Here is a 15,842-nt window from a genome sequence, read left to right on the forward strand (position 1 = left end):
CGGGGGGGCGGGCTCCCCCCCCAACCCCACCCCCAAAAAAAAAAAAAAAAAAAAAAAAAAAAAAAAAAAAAAAAAAAAAAAAAATAAAAAAAAAAAAAAAAAAAAAAAAAAAAAAAAACCCCCCCCCCCCCCCCCAAAAAAAAAAAAAAAACCACAAAAAACAAAAACCCCCCACAAACAAAAAAACAAAAACACAACCCCCCCCAAAAATATAACCCCCCACCAACGCAAACCCCCCCCCCGGGGGTGGGCCCCCCCCCCCCCCCCCCGCCTGCCGCTCCCGGAGGAGATCGACCGGTAGGGACCGATGAGTTCGCGGCGCGGACGAGGTCTGCACGGTCATGATGACGACAACGCTTGAGACCCCTGAAGCCGACCTCGTGTACGACGTCCACGGGCCGCAGCCGGCCGCCGGCGGGCGCCCGCCGCTCGTCATGATCGGCCAGCCCATGGACGCCACCGGCTTCCGCACGCTCGCCTCGCACCTCTCCGACCGCACCGTGGTCGCCTACGACCCGCGCGGTCTCGGCCGCAGCACCCGCAAGGACGGCCGGGACGACCACGACCCCGAGGTCCAGGCCGGCGACGTGCACGCCCTCGTCGAGGCGCTCGGGGCGGGCCCGGTCGAGCTGTTCGCGAGCAGCGGCGGCGCGGTGACCGCGCTCGCCCTCGTGGCCGCGCATCCGGGCGACGTCACGACCCTGGTGGCGCACGAGCCGCCGATCATCCCGGTGCTGCCCGACGCGGCGGCCGCCGAGCGCGCGCGGGCCGGCGTCCGGGACGTGTACGAGAGCAAGGGCTGGGGCGCCGGCATGGCCGCCTTCATCGCGATGACGTCGTGGCAGGGCGAGTTCACCGACGACTACTTCGCGCAGCCCGCGCCCGATCCGGCCATGTTCGGGATGCCGGCCGAGGACGACGGCTCGCGCGGCGACCCGCTGCTGTCCGACCGGTCGTGGGCGGTCAGCGACCACCGGCCCGACGCCGCCGCGCTCACCGCAGCGCCCACGCGGATCGTGATCGCGGTGGGCGAGGAGTCCAAGGGCGTCATGACCGGACGCACCTCGGAGGCGACGGCCGAACTGCTCGGTCAGCGGGCGACGGTGTTCCCGAGCCACCACGGCGGCTTCCTGGGCGACGAGTTCGGCCAGGCCGGGCAGCCCGCCGCGTTCGCCGTGAGACTCCGCGAAGTGCTCGCGGGCTGACGGTCGCCTCGTCCCGCACCCGGCGTCCTGAAGCTCGGGCCGTCAGCCGGACCCGTCGTCGGCGTCCGGAGCGGCCAGGGCCTCGTAGGCGGGGGCCAGGACGTCGGGCAGCGGGCGGCGGCGGATCTTCACGGGCGGCGGCGCGGCCACCTGGAGGACGAAGCCGGGCGGGACGGGCGGGGCGGGCGGCCGGTCGCGCAGGCGGGCCAGCCCGGACGGCGGCGTCCAGAAGCCGGCGGCGGTCAGCGGCTCGTCCGCCACGTCGAGGGGGTCGGGTTCGGTCCCGGCGCCGCGCCGCAGGCCGGCCAGCAGCCGGTCGCGGCTGCGGCCGTTCCACTCCAGGATCAGGAACGGGTCGTCGTCGAACGCCTCGGCGAGCAGGTAGAGGACGGCCGCGGCGTGCTTGCACGGGTCGCCCCAGTCGGGGCAGTCGCACATCAGGTGCAGGTCGGACGCCGAGCCGGGGAACAGCGCGAGGCCGAGTTCGGCGAACACCCACTCGATCTCCGGCGGCATCTCCCCGGCGAGCAGGCGGGCGCGGAACACCGCGCGGGACGCCAGTTCCCGCTCGACGGCGCGCCAGTCGTCGTCGTCGATCGCGTCGATGCCGAGCGCCACCTCGTAGGGCTGCGGCGCCGAGCCGTGCACCTTCGCGCTCACCTCGTACGCCTCCACCCGCAGGTCGAAGACATTGCCCTTGCGCGCGTAGGTCCGGCCGCGCTGCAGGCGGCCCTTGTCGGCGAACGACTCGACGAGGTCGATGAAGCGGCGCGACCACCACTGCGTGCCGATCGAGCCCCGCTTGTTGCGCGCCCTGATGCCCTCGGCCCCTTCGCCCATCAGTCGCTCACCGCCTCGGGGGACAGGCGCAGGACGTCGCGGAGCTCGGCGACCGACAGCTCGGTCAGCCAGTCCTCGCCGGTGCCGACGATCGACTCGGCGAGGGCCTTCTTGCGCTCGATCATCTCGTCGACGCGCTCCTCCATCGTCCCGACGCAGATGAACTTGCGGACCTGGACGTTGCGGGTCTGCCCGATGCGGAACGCGCGGTCGGTGGCCTGGTCCTCGACGGCCGGGTTCCACCAGCGGTCGACGTGCACGACGTGGTTGGCGGCGGTCAGGGTCAGGCCCGTCCCGGCGGCCTTGAGGGACAGCAGGAAGACCGCGGGTTCGCCGTCCTCCTGGAAGTGCTGCACGAGGTCGTCGCGGGCCTGCTTGGACGTCCCGCCGTGCAGCCACAGGACGGGGCGTTCGAGCCGGGCGGCGAGGTAGGGCTGGAGCATCGAGCCGAACTCGGCGTACTGGGTGAAGACGAGCGCCTTCTCACCCTGCTCCAGGATCTCGGCGCAGATCTCCTCAAGCCGTTCGAGTTTCCCGGAGCGGCCGGGCAGGCGCGAGCCGTCCTTCAGCAGCTGCGCCGGATGGTTGCAGACCTGCTTGAGCTTGGCCATCGTCGCCAGCACGAGCCCGCGCCGCTTCGTCTCGTCGGCCTCGGCGATCTGCTGGAGCATGTCGTCCACGGTCGCCTGGTAGAGCGACGCCTGCTCAGTGGTGAGGTTGCAGTAGACCTTGATCTCCTGCTTCTCCGGCAGGTCGGAGATGATCGACGTGTCGGTCTTGAGGCGGCGCAGGATGAACGGCTGCGTCGCCCGTTTCAGCCCGAGCGCGGCCTGCTCGTCGCCCTCTTTCTCGATCGGGATGGCGAATCGCCGCCGGAACGCGCTGCGCGGCCCGAGCAGTCCCGGATTCGCGAACTCCATGATCGACCACAGTTCGGTGAGATGGTTCTCCACCGGGGTGCCGGTGAGCGCGATCCGGGTGCGGGCCGGGATGCTCCGCACCGCCCTGGCCTGCCGCGTCCCGCTGTTCTTGAGCGCCTGGGCCTCGTCGCAGACGACCCGTCCCCACTCGATCGGCGCGAGCATCTCCGCGTCCCGCGCCGCCGTCCCGTACGTGGTCAGCACCAGATCGGCGCCCGCCACGGCTTCGACGAGGTCGTCGCCGCGCTGCCGCCCCGTCCCGTGGTGGACGTAGACCCGCAGCTTGGGCGTGAACCGCGCCGCCTCCCGCTGCCAGTTCCCCACCAGCGACATCGGCCCGATCAGCAGGGTGGGTTTCGGGTGTGCGGCCTTCTCACGTTCAGCTGCGAGAAGAGCCAGAGTCTGCGCCGTGTTGTGGCACAGCATCCCCCCGGCGACGTAGTTGTGGTGGTCGGCGACCTCGAAGTCGTAAACGTAACCCTCGTAGTCCATGTCTTCGACCGAAACGATTTTCGCGTAGAAGACCTCGCGGGTGGCGCGCTCATCGAGTTGGTCGCAGATCTTTTGGAGACCGATCCGGTCGAGGTTCTCGTATGCGGCCAGGGTCGCCGCCCGCCAGGACCTCCCGCGGCTGGCCGCATGCTCTGCTTCCAGTTCGCCGGAGAGTATCCGGCCCATGCCGTCGACCGCCTGTAGGGCCGCCTCTCTGGAAAGTTCCTGCGTCCCGTAGAAGTAGACCGTCCTGACGCCGAAGTGCCGCATGGGGAGACCGGTCAGTTGACGGGCCTGTTCGAGCAGGTCGCTCCCGGGTACGCCCTCGACATTCGTGTTGTGGGGCAGCGCGCAGATGGCATCGAGCCGTTCCTGCTTCGCCGGGTCGGCGATCCCGATGAGTTCATGGAATCGGCGAAGACTCGGTCCGCCGATCAGGCCGATCTGATAAGGGCGCTTGATGCCCGTCCCGTTGGTAGCGCACTTCCAGGATGTCGAGGTGCGCAGCCAGATTCCGAACCGGCGCAGCATCGCCGCCAGGTGCCGCATGGTCCAGACGGATGCCGAGCTTATCTCGACCACGCGGCGCGACGGGTCGACCGAGGACTCGGCCGCGAAATAGTGCTGAAGGAACAGGCGTACGGTATTGGAGTCGGCCGCCGTGACGCACGATGGAATTCTCTTATGGGCGGAACTGCTCCACCAACGATAGCCGTGCACCTCCAGGAGTGTGCGGTACGACCAGCCGCTGAATCTCAGGAACGAGACCTTTCCGTCGGCCGCCGGAACGATTTTCGGATTATTTATTTCGATGCCGAATCGGTCGCCGACGCGGAGCAGGCGCGCGAGCAGGTCCTCGAGTACGCGTTCGTCTTTCTGGGTGATGACCACGCTCGAATAGGGATCTTCGCTGCCCTCGGCGATCTGCCATGCGAGGACTGCGGTCAGGTCCGGATCGAGGGCCGTGCCGTCGTGGTGCAGTCGTGCGGGGACGCAGACACGATCGCCCGGGCGCAGTTCGTTCGTCCAATCGTCGGTGCCGAGAAGGCGGTGTCGTCGGGTGACGACGATCTGGCTTCCGTCGTCCAGCCGGACGGTGCGCACCTTCTCGGCGATGTGCTGGCGGTAGAGGCGGGTGATCGTGGCCGGAACGATCCGCCCGTCCTTGGCGATGGAGTTGACGGTCAACGCCTCTGACGGTGTGGACCACTCGCCCTCGCCGTCCGGGGTCCTTCCGGTGGCATAGCGCGCCCAGATGTCCTTTGCCGTGGAAAGGGAGCCGTTCACGAAGACGAACTCATCCTTTCCGATACATTTCCCCAGTCCCATGGAATCTGCCAAGATTCCACCCAGGCCGATGTCGTCGAGGAATTTCAGCCAGGCCAGGCCCCGCTCCTGAAAGGGGCGAAGCGTTCCGTTGAACCCCTCAGGTGTACCGGAAGGGGTGAGGCGGCGGTCGGTTTCGCCGGAGAGCAGGTCGCCGAGGGGGCCGCCCGCGTCGACCTCGGTGAGGGGGAGCGCGTCGTCGCCGGCGTGGACGATCGCGCGGATCGCCTCGGCGGCGGTCATCCGCCCCCGGCGGGGGTGGCGGAGGAAGTCGAGGGCCGCTTCGAGCTGCTGCTCGTCCAGCTCGACCCACTGGCCGCGCAGCCGGACGAGCGGGGTCTTGAGGCGGGCCAGCTCCTCCAGCTCGGCCTCGTCGATGCTCTCGTCGCCGATGGCGAGGTCCCAGCGGAAGTCGACCATCGCCTTGAGGTCGAACCCCGAGGAAGCCGCCGCCCCGGAGGACGCCTCCGGGTCCTCGTTGCGGGTGGTCAGCTTCATGCCGAGCTTCGCCTTGCCCGCCCACTGGGGGAGCAGGACGCCGAACCCGGCGGCGGCGAGCATCGGGGCCGTCCCGCGCAGGAACCGGAACGCGCCCGCGGTGTCGAGGAGCAGCTCGCCCGGGGACGGGCCGTCCAGGGCCGGCGCCACGTCGGGGAAGAGTCGCAGGGCGCGGCCGAGGCCGGCGAGGAGCGTCTCCTCCGCGTCGGGGATCGAGGTCGCCTCGCCCGCCCAGACCATGGCGGCCGGGACGTAGAGGCTCGGGTCGTCGGTGCCCTGCAGCGCGAACTCGACCCGCCAGGAGTCTTCCTCCGGCTCCTCGGCCTCGATGAACTCGGTGTCGCCGAACTCCTCGGCGCCCGGCTCGGCGAGGCGGAAGCAGACGCGCAGCGGGCCGGACGGGCGGCGCGCGGCGGCGGCCCACGCGTCCAGCTCGGCGATCAGGTCGCCGGGGTCGTCGCGGGGCTCGCGGGCCACGGCGGCGGACGGGCCGGTCAGCGCCATCACCCAGCGCTCGGCGAGCGGCAGCCGGTCGGGCTCCTTGCGCCGCGACACCAGCAGCGGATGCGGCACCACGCCCCGCACGGCGGTGTCGACCAGCCCCGCCAGCGCCTCGCGCAGCACCCCGGCGGCGGGGCGCCCGCCGTCGGCGGCGCGGCAGGCGGCGGGCATCGCGCGCACGAGCTCCCGGAACCGCGCCGGGTCGTCGATCACCGGACGCCAGCGCGCCACGAGGTCGCCGTCCTCGCGCAGCAGCGCGGGCAGGACGTGGCCGCGCGCGGCGAGGTGCACGGCCTCGTCCGCGAGCATGCACAGGAAGCGCAGGTCGGTGCCGGGGACGACGTCGGCGCCGTGCTCGGCGGCCTGGAGCAGCGCCATCGCGGGGAACGGTTCGAGGACGAGCGCCGGCACCCGCCAGGGACGCAGCTCGGGCTCCTCCGCCACCGGCTCGGGGCCCAGCTCGGCCGACGGCAGCGGATGGTCGCCGAGCGTCGGCAGCGTCATCGCCAGCTCGATCCGGAAGCCGGTGCGGACGAGCGGTTCGTACGACGTCCCGGTGAAATCGCAGGTCGCGAAGGGGTGGACGTCCGGTGCGGGCTCGTACGGGCCGGTGCGCTCGGCCCACAGGCAGAGCGCACCGCCATGCCAGGTGGCGTGGGCGACGAGCATGGTCACCGAAGCTACCAGCCGCCTCGGACAACGCCGCCCATCACAGGGGCCGCGCTCCGCCACTGGTTAGGCTCGGGGCGTCCGCCACCGAGTTTGCGCAGGAGGATCGCCGTGGGCGAGTTCGTACGGGTCGAGATCGAGGACGGGGTCGCGACGATCAGGCTGGACCGTCCGAAGATGAACGCCCTGAACGCCCGGATGCAGCGGGAGCTGATCGACGCGGCCGGGCAGGTCACCGAGGACGGCACCGTGGGTGCGGTCGTCCTGTACGGCGGGGAGAAGGTGTTCGCGGCCGGCGCGGACATCAAGGAGATGGCCCCGATGTCCTACGCGGAGATGTCGGCGGGCCACTCGCGGCTCCTGCAGGACTTCACCAGGGCACTGGCCGCGATCCCGAAGCCGGTCATCGCCGCGATCACCGGCTACGCGCTCGGCGGCGGCCTCGAGGTCGCGCTGACCGCCGACTTCCGGGTCGCGGGCGACGGCGCGAAGGTCGGGCAGCCGGAGATCCAGCTCGGCATCATCCCCGGCGCGGGCGGCACGCAGCGCCTCGCCCGGCTGATCGGCCCCGCCAGGGCCAAGGACCTGATCTTCTCCGGGCGGCACGTCGAGGCCGGCGAGGCGCTCGCCCTCGGCCTGGTCGACCGGGTCGTCCCGGACGCCGACGTCTACACCGCGGCCAAGGAGTGGGCGGCGACGTTCGCCGGCGGCCCGGCGATCGCGCTGCGCGCCGCCAAGCAGGCCATCGACCGCGGCCTGGAGGTCGACCTCGAGACCGGCCTGGAGATCGAGCGGACGCAGTTCGCCGCCCTGTTCGCCACCGACGACCAGGCGAACGGCATGAAGAGCTTCATGGAGGAGGGCCCGGGCAAGGCGAAGTTCACCGGCCGCTGAGCGCGCTCACCGGCCGGTGAGCGTGCGCTCCTGCGCGTCCAGCACCTCGTCGCCGTAGCGCTCGGTCCACCGGCTCAGGGCGGACAAGGGCTCGATCAGCCCCCGCCCCGGGCCGGTCAGCTCGTACTCCACGCGCGGTGGCGCCTCGGCGTAGCGGCGGCGCACCACCAGGCCGTTCTTCTCCAGGCGCCGCAGCGTCTCCGTCAGCACCTTCTGGCTGATGCCGCCGATGCGCCCGCGCAGCTCGCCCGGACGACCGGGGCCGTCGCGCAGCGACCAGAGGACCACGCCGGTCCAGGTTCCCGACAGCAGGTCGAGACCGAGGCGCGTCCGGCAGTCGGCGATGAACTCGTTCATGGTGTCGTCCGGCATCCTGCCCCTTCCGATACGCACCAGATGGTGCCGAACGGACCGCTTAGCGTCCCATCCGACGGTAAGCGACTGGGAGGTCATCATGCGGATCGGAGTGCTGGGCGCCGGGAACATGGCGGACGCGCTGGCGACGCAGTGGGCGCGCAAGGGACACGAGGTGCGGATCGGGGCGCGCACGCCCGCCAAGGCGGTCGCGCTGGCCGAGCGGATCGGGCACGGCGCGTCCGGCGGCACCCTGCGGGAGGCGGCGGGAGACGCGGACGTGGTGCTGCTCGCCGTGTGGCACGAGGGCGTCCCGGACGTCCTGCGCGCGGCGGGCCCGCTGGACGGGCGGGTGCTGATCGACTGCACCAACCCGATGGAGCCGCCGTTCGAGCTGCTCAAGACGGCGGGCGGTCCCTCGGCGGCGCGGCGGATCGCCGACGCGACCGGGGCGCGGGTCGTCAAGGCGTTCAACCTGGGCCATGAGAGCGTGTGGCGGATGGAGCCTCCGGAGTTCGGCGGGCGGCCGCTCGGCGTCCCGCTGTGCGGGGACGACGCCGCGGCTCTGGCCGCGGTCGGGACGCTCGTCGCGGATCTCGGCTGCGTGCCGATGGACGGCGGAAGCCTGGAGCGGGCGGGGCTGCTGGAGGCGGCGACGGCGTTCCTGGTCGGGCTGTGGGCCGCGGGCGAGGACCCGTCCGCGATGCTGCCGCCGCCCGCGTTCGCCGGCGGAGACCCGCGCCGCACCTCGGTAGGTGAGGGTTAAACCGTTACTTCTGTTTTCGGGTGTGCTGCCGGGGGCGGCGGTGTTCCGCCGATAGCATCTGCCGCCATGCGACACGCGTACCGAACGGCGCTCGTGACGGGCGCGTCCAGCGGGATCGGGGAGAGCTTCGCCCGCCTGCTCGCCGGCCGCGGCACCGACCTGGTGATCGTGGCGCGCCGCGCCGAGCTGCTGGACGGGCTGGCCCGCGAGCTGGTCGAGCGGTACCGGGTCGCGGTCGAGGTGGTCGCCGCCGACCTCGCCGACCCGGCGCAGCGCGCCGAGGTGGAGGGGCGGCTGCGCACCGATCCGGTCGAGCTGCTGGTGAACAACGCCGGGTACGGCGCGTTTGGAGCGTTCGAGGAACTGCCGCTGGACGACCACCTCGCGCAGATCGAGCTGAACGTGACGGCGCTGGTGCGGCTCACCCACGCCGTCCTGCCGGGGATGGTCGCGCGCGGCCGGGGCGGCGTGCTGAACGTCGCGTCGATGTCGGGGTTCACCCCGTCGCCCGGCAGCGCCACCTACGGGGCCACCAAGGCGTACGTGGCGTCGTTCTCCGAGAGCCTGCACGCGGAGGTCGCGGGCAAGGGCGTCCACGTCACGGCGCTGTGCCCCGGCTTCACCCGGACCGAGGACGAGCAGACCGACGTACATGGCCCGGCCAACCTGCTGTGGCTGCGGCGCGACGACGTGGCACGGGCCGGGCTGGACGCGGTGGCCGCGGGGCGCGCGCTGTCGGTCCCCGGCCTGCAGTACAAGGCCGCGCTCCCCGCGCTGAAGTTCGTCCCGCGACCGCTGCTCAGGGCCGCCGTGAACCGCATGTGGCAGCAGGCCGCCGACACCCGGTGACAGGGCGTCACCGGTCCTTGTGCCCAGGTCTACAAAAGTTCCGACCGCTTGATTGTCGCGGGGCTGACTTGACGGGGGTCACCGTGAGTGGCGACGATCGAACCTACGCTTGAGTAGGTTGTGTGTACGGCCTGCTGGGCGGCCACGATCGAGCCGCAGGCGCGGCGGCACGTCCGGCAAGACCACTCGTCCCAGCGAAGGAACCGCATGTCCGTGACCCCCGAAGAGAAGTTCCAGACCGGCATCCTCCACGACCTTGAGCCGGTGGTCGAGACGGAACTGAACCGGCACCTCTCGATGGCCAAGGAATGGTTCCCGCACCAGTACGTCCCCTGGAGCGAGGGCCGCGAGTTCGACGGGCCGCTGGGCGGCGAGCCCTGGTCGCTGGAGCAGTCGAAGCTGAGCGTCGAGGCGCGCGAGTCGCTCATCGTCAACCTGCTCACCGAGGACAACCTCCCCGGCTACCACCGCGCCATCGCCACCGTCTACGGCCGCGAGGGCGCCTGGGGCACCTGGGTCAACCGGTGGACGGCCGAGGAGAACCGGCACGGCATCGTCCTGCGCGACTACCTCACCGTGACCCGCGCCGTCGACCCGGTCGCGCTGGAGCGCGCGCGCATGCGCCACATGGAGGCCGGCTACGAGGCCGACCACGGCGACTCGTTCCTGCACGGGTCGGCCTACGTCTCGTTCCAGGAGCTCGCCACCCGCGTGTCGCACCGCAACACCGGCAAGGCGTCCGGCGACCCCGTCTGCGAGCAGATGATGGCCCGCATCGCCGCCGACGAGAACCTGCACATGATCTTCTACCGGAACCTGATGGGCGCCGCGCTGGACGCCGCCCCGAACGAGACGATGCGGGCGATCACCGACGTCGTGAAGGCGTTCCAGATGCCCGGCTACAGCATCGACGGCTTCCTCCGCAAGTCCGTGATCATCGCGAACGCCGGCATCTACGACCTGCGGCTGCACCACGACGACGTGCTCGTCCCGGTGCTGCGCAAGTGGAACGTGTTCGACCGCGCCGACCTGTCCGGCGACGGCGAGAAGGCGCGCGAGGAGCTGGGCGAGTTCCTGGCGCAGCTGGACGCCGCCGCCACCAGGTTCGAGACCCGCCGCGAGGAGCGCCGCGCCCGCCGGGCCGCCCGCGAGGGCTGACGCGGGACCGGCCGAGGGGCCGGTCCCGGGAACGCGGGGCCCGTTCCTCGCGTCAAAGGGTGCATGGGGACGCATCGGCGACTGGGCGGGTATCGGTTGCTGGACGAGATCGGCCGGGGGAGCACGGCCGTGGTGTACCTCGCCCTGGACTCCCTCGGCCGCGAGGTCGCCGTCAAGGAGCTGGTCCCGGAGCTCGCCGGGATGCAGGAGGCGATCGACCGGCTGGCGCAGGAGGTCCGCGCGCAGGCGCGGGTGCGCAGCGCGCACGTCGCGCGGCTGCTGGACGGGGCGGTCGCCGCGGAGCGCCCGCACGTCGCGATGCAGTACGTGCCGGGCTGCCCGCTGAACGACCTGGTCCCGGCGTACGGGCCGCTGCGCGGCGACCGGCTGGCCCGGTTCGCGCGGCGGCTGGCGCTCGCGCTCGGGGACGTCCACGACGCGGGCGTCCTGCACCGCGACGTGTCGCCGGGCAACGTCATCGTGCTGGGCGACCGGCCGACGCTGATCGACTTCGGGATCGCGCACGAGTCCGGCGCCCCGCAGATCACCCGGCGCGGGATGGTCGTCGGGACGCCCGCCTACCTCGCCCCCGAGCTGATCGAGGGGGAGCGCGCCACCACCGCGTCGGACGTGTTCTCCTGGGCGGCGACCGTCGCGTACGCGGCGACGGGCCGGCCGCCGTTCGGGCGGGGCTCGCTGCACGGGGTGTGCTTCCGGATCCTGCGCGGCCAGGCCGATCTGGACGGCGTCCCCGCGCCGCTGGCCGGGCTGCTGCGCGCGGCGCTGCGGCGCGACCCGTCCCGGCGTCCGTCCGCGCGGTGGTTCGCCGGGGCCCTCGCCCCGGCCTCCGGGAGGGCCTCCGGGAGGGCCCTCGGGACGGCGGCCGCCTGATGACGATTAGATCTTCGCGGCGAAATCGGCGAGGGTAGGGTTTCGGAAACGATGAGGGGAGCCGTCACGTCCGGGGACCGAATCGGCCACTACAGCGTCCTGCAGACCCTGGGAGAAGGGGGCATGGGCGTCGTCTACCTCGGCGCCGACCCCGAGGGGCGCAACGTGGCCATCAAGGTGCTGCGGCCCGCGGTCGCGGGCGACGCCACGGCGCGCCGCCGGCTGGCCCGCGAGGTCGACTCGATGCGCCGGGTGCACAGCCCGCACGTCGCGGAGATCCTCGACGCCGACGTGACCGCCGACCAGCCCTACATCGTGACCCAGTACGTCCCGGGCCGGACGCTCGAAGAGGTCGTCGAGGACGCCGGGCCGATCTACGGGCCGGGGCTGCAGCGCCTCGGGGTGGGGCTGGCGTCGGCGCTGTCGGCGATCCACGGCGCCGGGATCGTGCACCGCGACATGAAGCCCGGCAACGTGATGCTCGTGGACGGCGAGCCCGTCGTGATCGACTTCGGCATCGCGCAGGCCGCCGACGCGACCCGGCTCACCGCGACCGGGATGGTCATCGGCACCCCCGGCTACCTCGCCCCGGAGATCATCGAGGGCGAGGACGCGGGCCCGCCGTCGGACGTGCACGCCTGGGCCGGGACGGTCGCCTACGCCGCCACCGGCCGGCCGCCGTTCGGCTCCGGCACCTTCGAGTCGATCTTCTACAAGATCATGCAGGGCGCGCCGGACCTGGAGGGCGTCCCGGACGCGCTGCTGCCCGTGCTGCGGTCGGCGATGGCGCGGCACCCGGCCGAGCGCCCCACCGCGGTCAACCTGGTGCAGCTCACCCGCCGGATCCACCTCGAAGCGACGATCACCGACCAGACGCGGGTCGACCGGCACTACCCGGCGGCCGGCGCGGCGGGCGCGGCCGGCCCGGCCGGGGCGTCCGCCGCGGGCACATCGCTGGACGAGCCGGCGGCCGACCACTCCCGGATGTTCTCCATGCCGGTGATCGGGCCGCCGCCGGACTCCGCGTCCCGCGACGTCCCCGCGCGGCCCACCACACCCGGCGGGACGGGGCTCCCCGCGCCCGCCCCCACTCCGGCTCCCGCTCCCGCCCAGCCCAGGGACTTCGTCGGCCAGCTGCCCCCGGCCGCACCGCCGCCGCCACCGCCCGCGCCGCCGCCCCCGCAGGTCAAGGCGGGCGAGCAGTTCGGGCCGCAGGGCTACGGCCGGACCGACCCCTACGGCCAGGGCGCCTACCCGCCCTACGGGCCGCCGCCGAACCAGCCGCCGCCCGGCGCCCTGCAGCGCGGCCCCTACGACCCGCAGGCGCAGGACGCGCAGCGCCGCGTCGCCGACCGGGCACGCGCCGACCGCGACCGCGCCGACCGCGCCGACCGCGCCGACAGGGAACGGCACAAGCCGTACGGCTGGTACCGGGTGCTCGGCTTCATCGTCCTGGTCGCCCTGCTCGGGTTCGCCAACATCGCGCCGCTGCTCGCCGTCGGCGTCACCGTCGCGGGCGTGTTCGTGCTGCGCGCGGGGGACAAGGCCGCCAAGGGCATGGAGGGCCGGCAGACCCGGCGCGGCCCGCGCTCGGGCGACGCCGTCGCCGCCGTGTTCCGCGCGCCGCTGCACCTGCCGGGCGCGCTGATGTCCACGGTGCTGTGGACGTCGCTCAGCCTGATCGCGGGGCTGATCATGCTCGCCGTGCTGATCTTCGCGCAGTCGGGCATGACGGCGTCGAAGGCCATCGCGTACTCGTCCATGGCGGTGATCGGGCTGCTGTGCCTCGCGCCGGGCAGCGGCGCGCCCCGGCGGCAGCTCGCCCGGATCTGGGGCGCGCTGCTGCCGCGCGCGGAGGCCGCCCTCGCCGGCGCGCTGATCCTCGGGATCTTCGCCGGGGTGCTGGTCTCGCTGTCGCAGCGGCAGCCGCCCGACACCACCCCGCTGGACGGGATGAGCCAGAGCCTCGAGGGGCTGCGCGCGGACGTCCGCGACCTGTTGTCCAGATTCCTCGGCATGTGACCGGCACGGGCGATCCCATGAGCGGTGAGACGGGCCACCGGGCGCACATCGGCCCGTACCGGCTGCTGGCGCGGCTGGGCGGCGGCGGTGCGGTCCACCGCGCCGCCGGCCCGGACGGACGGGACGTGGCGATCCGGCTGCTCCCGCCCGGTGCGGTGCCCGACCTCGGGCGGATGCGCGAGGTCCTCAGCCCCTACGTGGTGGACGTCCTGGACTGCGAGACCGCCGGCCCGCGCCCGTACGTCGTGTCCCGGTTCGTGCCGGGCCGTCCGCTCGCGGAGGCGGTCGCCGAGCGCGGCCCGGTTTCGGGGGACGCGCTGTGCCGCCTGGCCACCGGGCTGGCGAAGGCACTCGCCGCCGTTCACCGGGCGGGTCTGGTGCACGGCGCGCTCGGGCCGGGCACCGTGCTCGTCGTGGACGACGCGCCCGTCGTGGTCGACTTCGCGCTGGACGCCGACGCGGCCGCCGACGCCGCCGGTGACGTCCGCGCGTGGGCCGCGACGGTGACGTTCGCCGCCACCGGACGGCACGATGCCCCCGCCGCGGCACTGCCGACCGCCCTGCGCCCCCTGGTCGAGGCCGCCGCCCACCCCGACCCGGCGGCACGCCCAGCAGCGGAGGACCTGGCGCAGGCAGCGTCCCAACTCAACCTCCCCACCACCCCTGCCGTCCCGGCCGCCCGCGCTGTCCCAGCGGCCCCTGCCGTCCCGGCCGCCCGTGCGCCGGGCGAGCGGGCGGTCGGTTCAGTGGAGTCCGTTTCGCGGCCGGTGATCCCGGCCGGTGCGGAGGCGGGAGGTGGCGGGCGGCGGCGTGGGGTTACGGCCCCCGAGATGAGGGTGGCGCTCGGGTGGGCGCGGCTGCTCGCCGCGCTGGTGGTGGTGATCGCGGTCGTGGTCGCGATCATCGCGCCGGTCGCGGGGCTCGTGCTGTCGCTCGCGGCGGTGGCGCTGCTGCGCCTCGCGGGCGCGCCGCCGGGGGACGGGGTGCGGGGCCGGGCGGCCGCCGCCGGGCGGACCTTGGCGACCGTCCCGTACGCGGCGGTGTTCGCGGTGGCCGTCCCGCTCGTGCTCGTCGCGGCGTCGGCGGCCGGCGGGCGGATCGACTCCCTGCGGGCCTGCGCGTTCGGCGCCGGGGCCGGGGCGGCGGTGCTGTGGGCGGCGCCGGGCGTGCGCGCCCCGCGCCGGCGGCTGGAGCGGATGCTGCTGCCGCTCGCGCGGCGGCCCCGGCTCGTCGCCGCCGCGGCCACGGGATTCGGTGTGCTGGCCCTGGTCGCGGGGGTCGGGGCGATGACCCTCGACCCGAGCTTCGCCCCGCTGTACGGGCTGCAGCAGTCGCTGGAGAGCTCGCTCGACCGCCTCCAGCATGCCGTCGGCGGACGGTGAAAGGTGAAGTGCGTCACGTGCGGTGCTGGACACCGGAGACCTCGTGAACGCCCCGTATACGTGGGTAAGGTCTCACGAACTGGGATTTGCCAGTAGGCTACTGGCTAGTAACATTGCTCGTGCACGGCCGAATCAGGGACCCGGCTCCGAAGCGCGTTCGGGTATTTGGCAGGCTGTGACTTCGAAAACGCATGTCCGCGTCGACCCGTCATGGGCGGCGCCCCTCTGCCGCTCACCAAGCGGCCAACTGAGTGCAGGGAGGTCGGCCACCGGCCATGAACATCGTCGTCCTGGTGAAGCAGGTTCCCGATACGGAGAGCCCGCGCAAGCTGAAGTCCGATGACAGCACGCTCGACCGCGCCGCGGCGGACGGGGTCATCAACGAACTCGATGAGTACGCGATCGAAGAGGCGCTGCGCATCAAGGAGGCCCACGGCGGTGAGGTGACCGTCCTGACCATGGGTCCCGACAAGGCGACCGACTCGATCCGCAAGGCCCTCGCCATGGGCGCCGACAAGGCCGTGCACCTCCTCGACGACGGTCTCGCCGGCTCCGACGCGCTGCAGACCTCCTACGCCGTCCAGCAGGCGCTCGTCCGCACCGGCTTCGACCTGGTGGTCCTCGGCTCGGAGTCCACCGACGCGCGCACCGGCGTCCTCGCCGCGATGCTGGCCGAGCGGCTCGGCGCCGCGCAGGTGTCGCTCGCCAACAAGGTCGAGATCGACGGGACGTCCGTCAAGGCGCAGCGGCAGACCGACTACGGCTTCGACCGGATCGAGGCGAGCCTGCCCGCGGTCGTCAGCGTCGTGGAGAAGATCAACGAGCCGCGCTACCCCTCGTTCAAGGGGATCATGGCGGCCAAGAAGAAGCCGGTCGAGACGCTCGGCCTGGGCGAGGCCGGCATCGACGCCGCGCAGGTGGGCCTGGCGAACGCCGCCACCGAGGTGGTCGACTTCGCCGAGGCGCCGCCGCGCGCCAAGGGCGAGATCGTCACCGACGAGGGCGACGGCGGTGCGAAGATCGCCGAGTTCCTCGCGTCGAAGAAGTTCGTCTGACCGGGGAAGGGGATTGGACC

Annotated in this window: 13 protein-coding genes and 1 pseudogene; 10 read left to right on the top strand and 4 right to left on the bottom strand. The window is 72.5% G+C overall.

Features of this window, described 5'->3' with window-relative positions; translation table 11 throughout:
* Both ABZ806_RS36050 and ABZ806_RS36055 read left to right on the top strand, forming a co-directional pair.
* The coding region (locus tag ABZ806_RS36050; RefSeq protein ID WP_500222399.1) for a hypothetical protein at positions 1–215 on the top strand (215 nt) is incomplete at its 5' end.
* Between the two features lie 129 nt (positions 216–344).
* On the top strand, positions 345–1,205 hold the full coding sequence (locus ABZ806_RS36055) for an alpha/beta fold hydrolase (RefSeq protein WP_500222401.1): 861 nt from the start codon (positions 345–347) through the stop codon (positions 1,203–1,205).
* Between the two features lie 42 nt (positions 1,206–1,247).
* Here ABZ806_RS36055 and ABZ806_RS36060 read toward each other — a convergent pair whose 3' ends face one another.
* The 3 genes and pseudogenes from ABZ806_RS36060 to ABZ806_RS36070 form a co-directional block, all read right to left on the bottom strand.
* A complete protein-coding gene (locus ABZ806_RS36060) occupies positions 1,248–2,045 on the bottom strand; it encodes an SWIM zinc finger family protein (RefSeq protein ID WP_500222403.1) in 798 nt (265 codons plus the stop codon).
* Complete coding sequence (locus ABZ806_RS36065; RefSeq protein WP_500222465.1) at positions 2,045–5,026, bottom strand: SNF2-related protein; 2,982 nt, start codon at positions 5,024–5,026, stop codon at positions 2,045–2,047. The genes ABZ806_RS36060 and ABZ806_RS36065 overlap by 1 nt, the downstream gene beginning before the upstream one ends.
* Positions 5,012–6,451, bottom strand: a pseudogene (locus ABZ806_RS36070) (SNF2 helicase-associated domain-containing protein); the annotation flags it as partial. The pseudogene ABZ806_RS36070 and the gene ABZ806_RS36065, both read right to left, overlap by 15 nt.
* Before the next feature lie 111 nt (positions 6,452–6,562).
* Between ABZ806_RS36070 and ABZ806_RS36075 the strand changes: the two are divergent.
* Positions 6,563–7,345, top strand: coding sequence for an enoyl-CoA hydratase/isomerase family protein (locus ABZ806_RS36075; protein ID WP_500222405.1), 783 nt, complete (start codon positions 6,563–6,565; stop codon positions 7,343–7,345).
* 6 nt (positions 7,346–7,351) lie between these two features.
* Here the strand turns inward: ABZ806_RS36075 and ABZ806_RS36080 are convergent, their stop codons facing one another.
* Complete coding sequence (locus tag ABZ806_RS36080) at positions 7,352–7,717, bottom strand: winged helix-turn-helix transcriptional regulator (RefSeq protein ID WP_500222408.1); 366 nt, start codon at positions 7,715–7,717, stop codon at positions 7,352–7,354.
* 82 nt (positions 7,718–7,799) lie between these two features.
* On the opposite strand from ABZ806_RS36080, the gene ABZ806_RS36085 reads away from it, so the two are divergent.
* From ABZ806_RS36085 to ABZ806_RS36115, 7 genes are all read left to right on the top strand, one after another.
* Positions 7,800–8,465: an NADPH-dependent F420 reductase gene (locus tag ABZ806_RS36085; protein WP_500222410.1), complete on the top strand. Its 666-nt coding sequence runs from the start codon at positions 7,800–7,802 to the stop codon at positions 8,463–8,465.
* Between the two features lie 66 nt (positions 8,466–8,531).
* Positions 8,532–9,314, top strand: coding sequence for an SDR family NAD(P)-dependent oxidoreductase (locus ABZ806_RS36090; RefSeq protein WP_500222412.1), 783 nt, complete (start codon positions 8,532–8,534; stop codon positions 9,312–9,314).
* Between the two features lie 207 nt (positions 9,315–9,521).
* Positions 9,522–10,472 carry an acyl-ACP desaturase gene (locus ABZ806_RS36095; protein ID WP_500222415.1) on the top strand — a complete coding sequence of 317 codons (951 nt, stop codon included), beginning with the start codon at positions 9,522–9,524 and terminating at the stop codon, positions 10,470–10,472.
* Between the two features lie 63 nt (positions 10,473–10,535).
* Positions 10,536–11,363 (top strand): serine/threonine-protein kinase, encoded by an 828-nt coding sequence (locus ABZ806_RS36100; RefSeq protein ID WP_500222420.1) that lies wholly within the window; start codon positions 10,536–10,538, stop codon positions 11,361–11,363.
* Positions 11,364–11,414: 51 nt separating this feature from the next.
* The gene (locus ABZ806_RS36105; protein ID WP_500222423.1) at positions 11,415–13,385 is read left to right on the top strand and encodes a serine/threonine-protein kinase; all 1,971 of its coding nucleotides are present in this window, start codon (positions 11,415–11,417) and stop codon (positions 13,383–13,385) included.
* A gap of 17 nt (positions 13,386–13,402) precedes the next feature.
* The gene (locus ABZ806_RS36110) at positions 13,403–14,767 is read left to right on the top strand and encodes a hypothetical protein (protein WP_500222425.1); all 1,365 of its coding nucleotides are present in this window, start codon (positions 13,403–13,405) and stop codon (positions 14,765–14,767) included.
* 275 nt (positions 14,768–15,042) lie between these two features.
* Complete coding sequence (locus ABZ806_RS36115; protein ID WP_500222427.1) at positions 15,043–15,822, top strand: electron transfer flavoprotein subunit beta/FixA family protein; 780 nt, start codon at positions 15,043–15,045, stop codon at positions 15,820–15,822.
* Positions 15,823–15,842 lie beyond the last annotated feature (20 nt).

It is taken from the genome of Spirillospora sp. NPDC047418 (assembly GCF_040643275.1).
Classification (GTDB): Bacteria; Actinomycetota; Actinomycetes; order Streptosporangiales; family Streptosporangiaceae; genus Spirillospora.

Excerpts from the sequence above, each read along its gene's own strand:
- ABZ806_RS36095 (WP_500222415.1), top strand. The coding sequence starts at position 9,522 with ATGTCCGTGACCCCCGAAGAGAAGTTCCAGACCGGCATCCTCCACGAC.
- ABZ806_RS36105 (WP_500222423.1), top strand. The coding sequence starts at position 11,415 with ATGAGGGGAGCCGTCACGTCCGGGGACCGAATCGGCCACTACAGCGTC.
- ABZ806_RS36055 (WP_500222401.1), top strand. The coding sequence starts at position 345 with ATGACGACAACGCTTGAGACCCCTGAAGCCGACCTCGTGTACGACGTC.
- ABZ806_RS36110 (WP_500222425.1), top strand. The coding sequence starts at position 13,403 with ATGAGCGGTGAGACGGGCCACCGGGCGCACATCGGCCCGTACCGGCTG.
- ABZ806_RS36090 (WP_500222412.1), top strand. The coding sequence starts at position 8,532 with ATGCGACACGCGTACCGAACGGCGCTCGTGACGGGCGCGTCCAGCGGG.
- ABZ806_RS36065 (WP_500222465.1), bottom strand. The coding sequence starts at position 5,026 with ATGACCGCCGCCGAGGCGATCCGCGCGATCGTCCACGCCGGCGACGAC.
- ABZ806_RS36080 (WP_500222408.1), bottom strand. The coding sequence starts at position 7,717 with ATGCCGGACGACACCATGAACGAGTTCATCGCCGACTGCCGGACGCGC.
- ABZ806_RS36100 (WP_500222420.1), top strand. The coding sequence starts at position 10,536 with ATGGGGACGCATCGGCGACTGGGCGGGTATCGGTTGCTGGACGAGATC.
- ABZ806_RS36060 (WP_500222403.1), bottom strand. The coding sequence starts at position 2,045 with ATGGGCGAAGGGGCCGAGGGCATCAGGGCGCGCAACAAGCGGGGCTCG.
- ABZ806_RS36115 (WP_500222427.1), top strand. The coding sequence starts at position 15,043 with ATGAACATCGTCGTCCTGGTGAAGCAGGTTCCCGATACGGAGAGCCCG.
- ABZ806_RS36085 (WP_500222410.1), top strand. The coding sequence starts at position 7,800 with ATGCGGATCGGAGTGCTGGGCGCCGGGAACATGGCGGACGCGCTGGCG.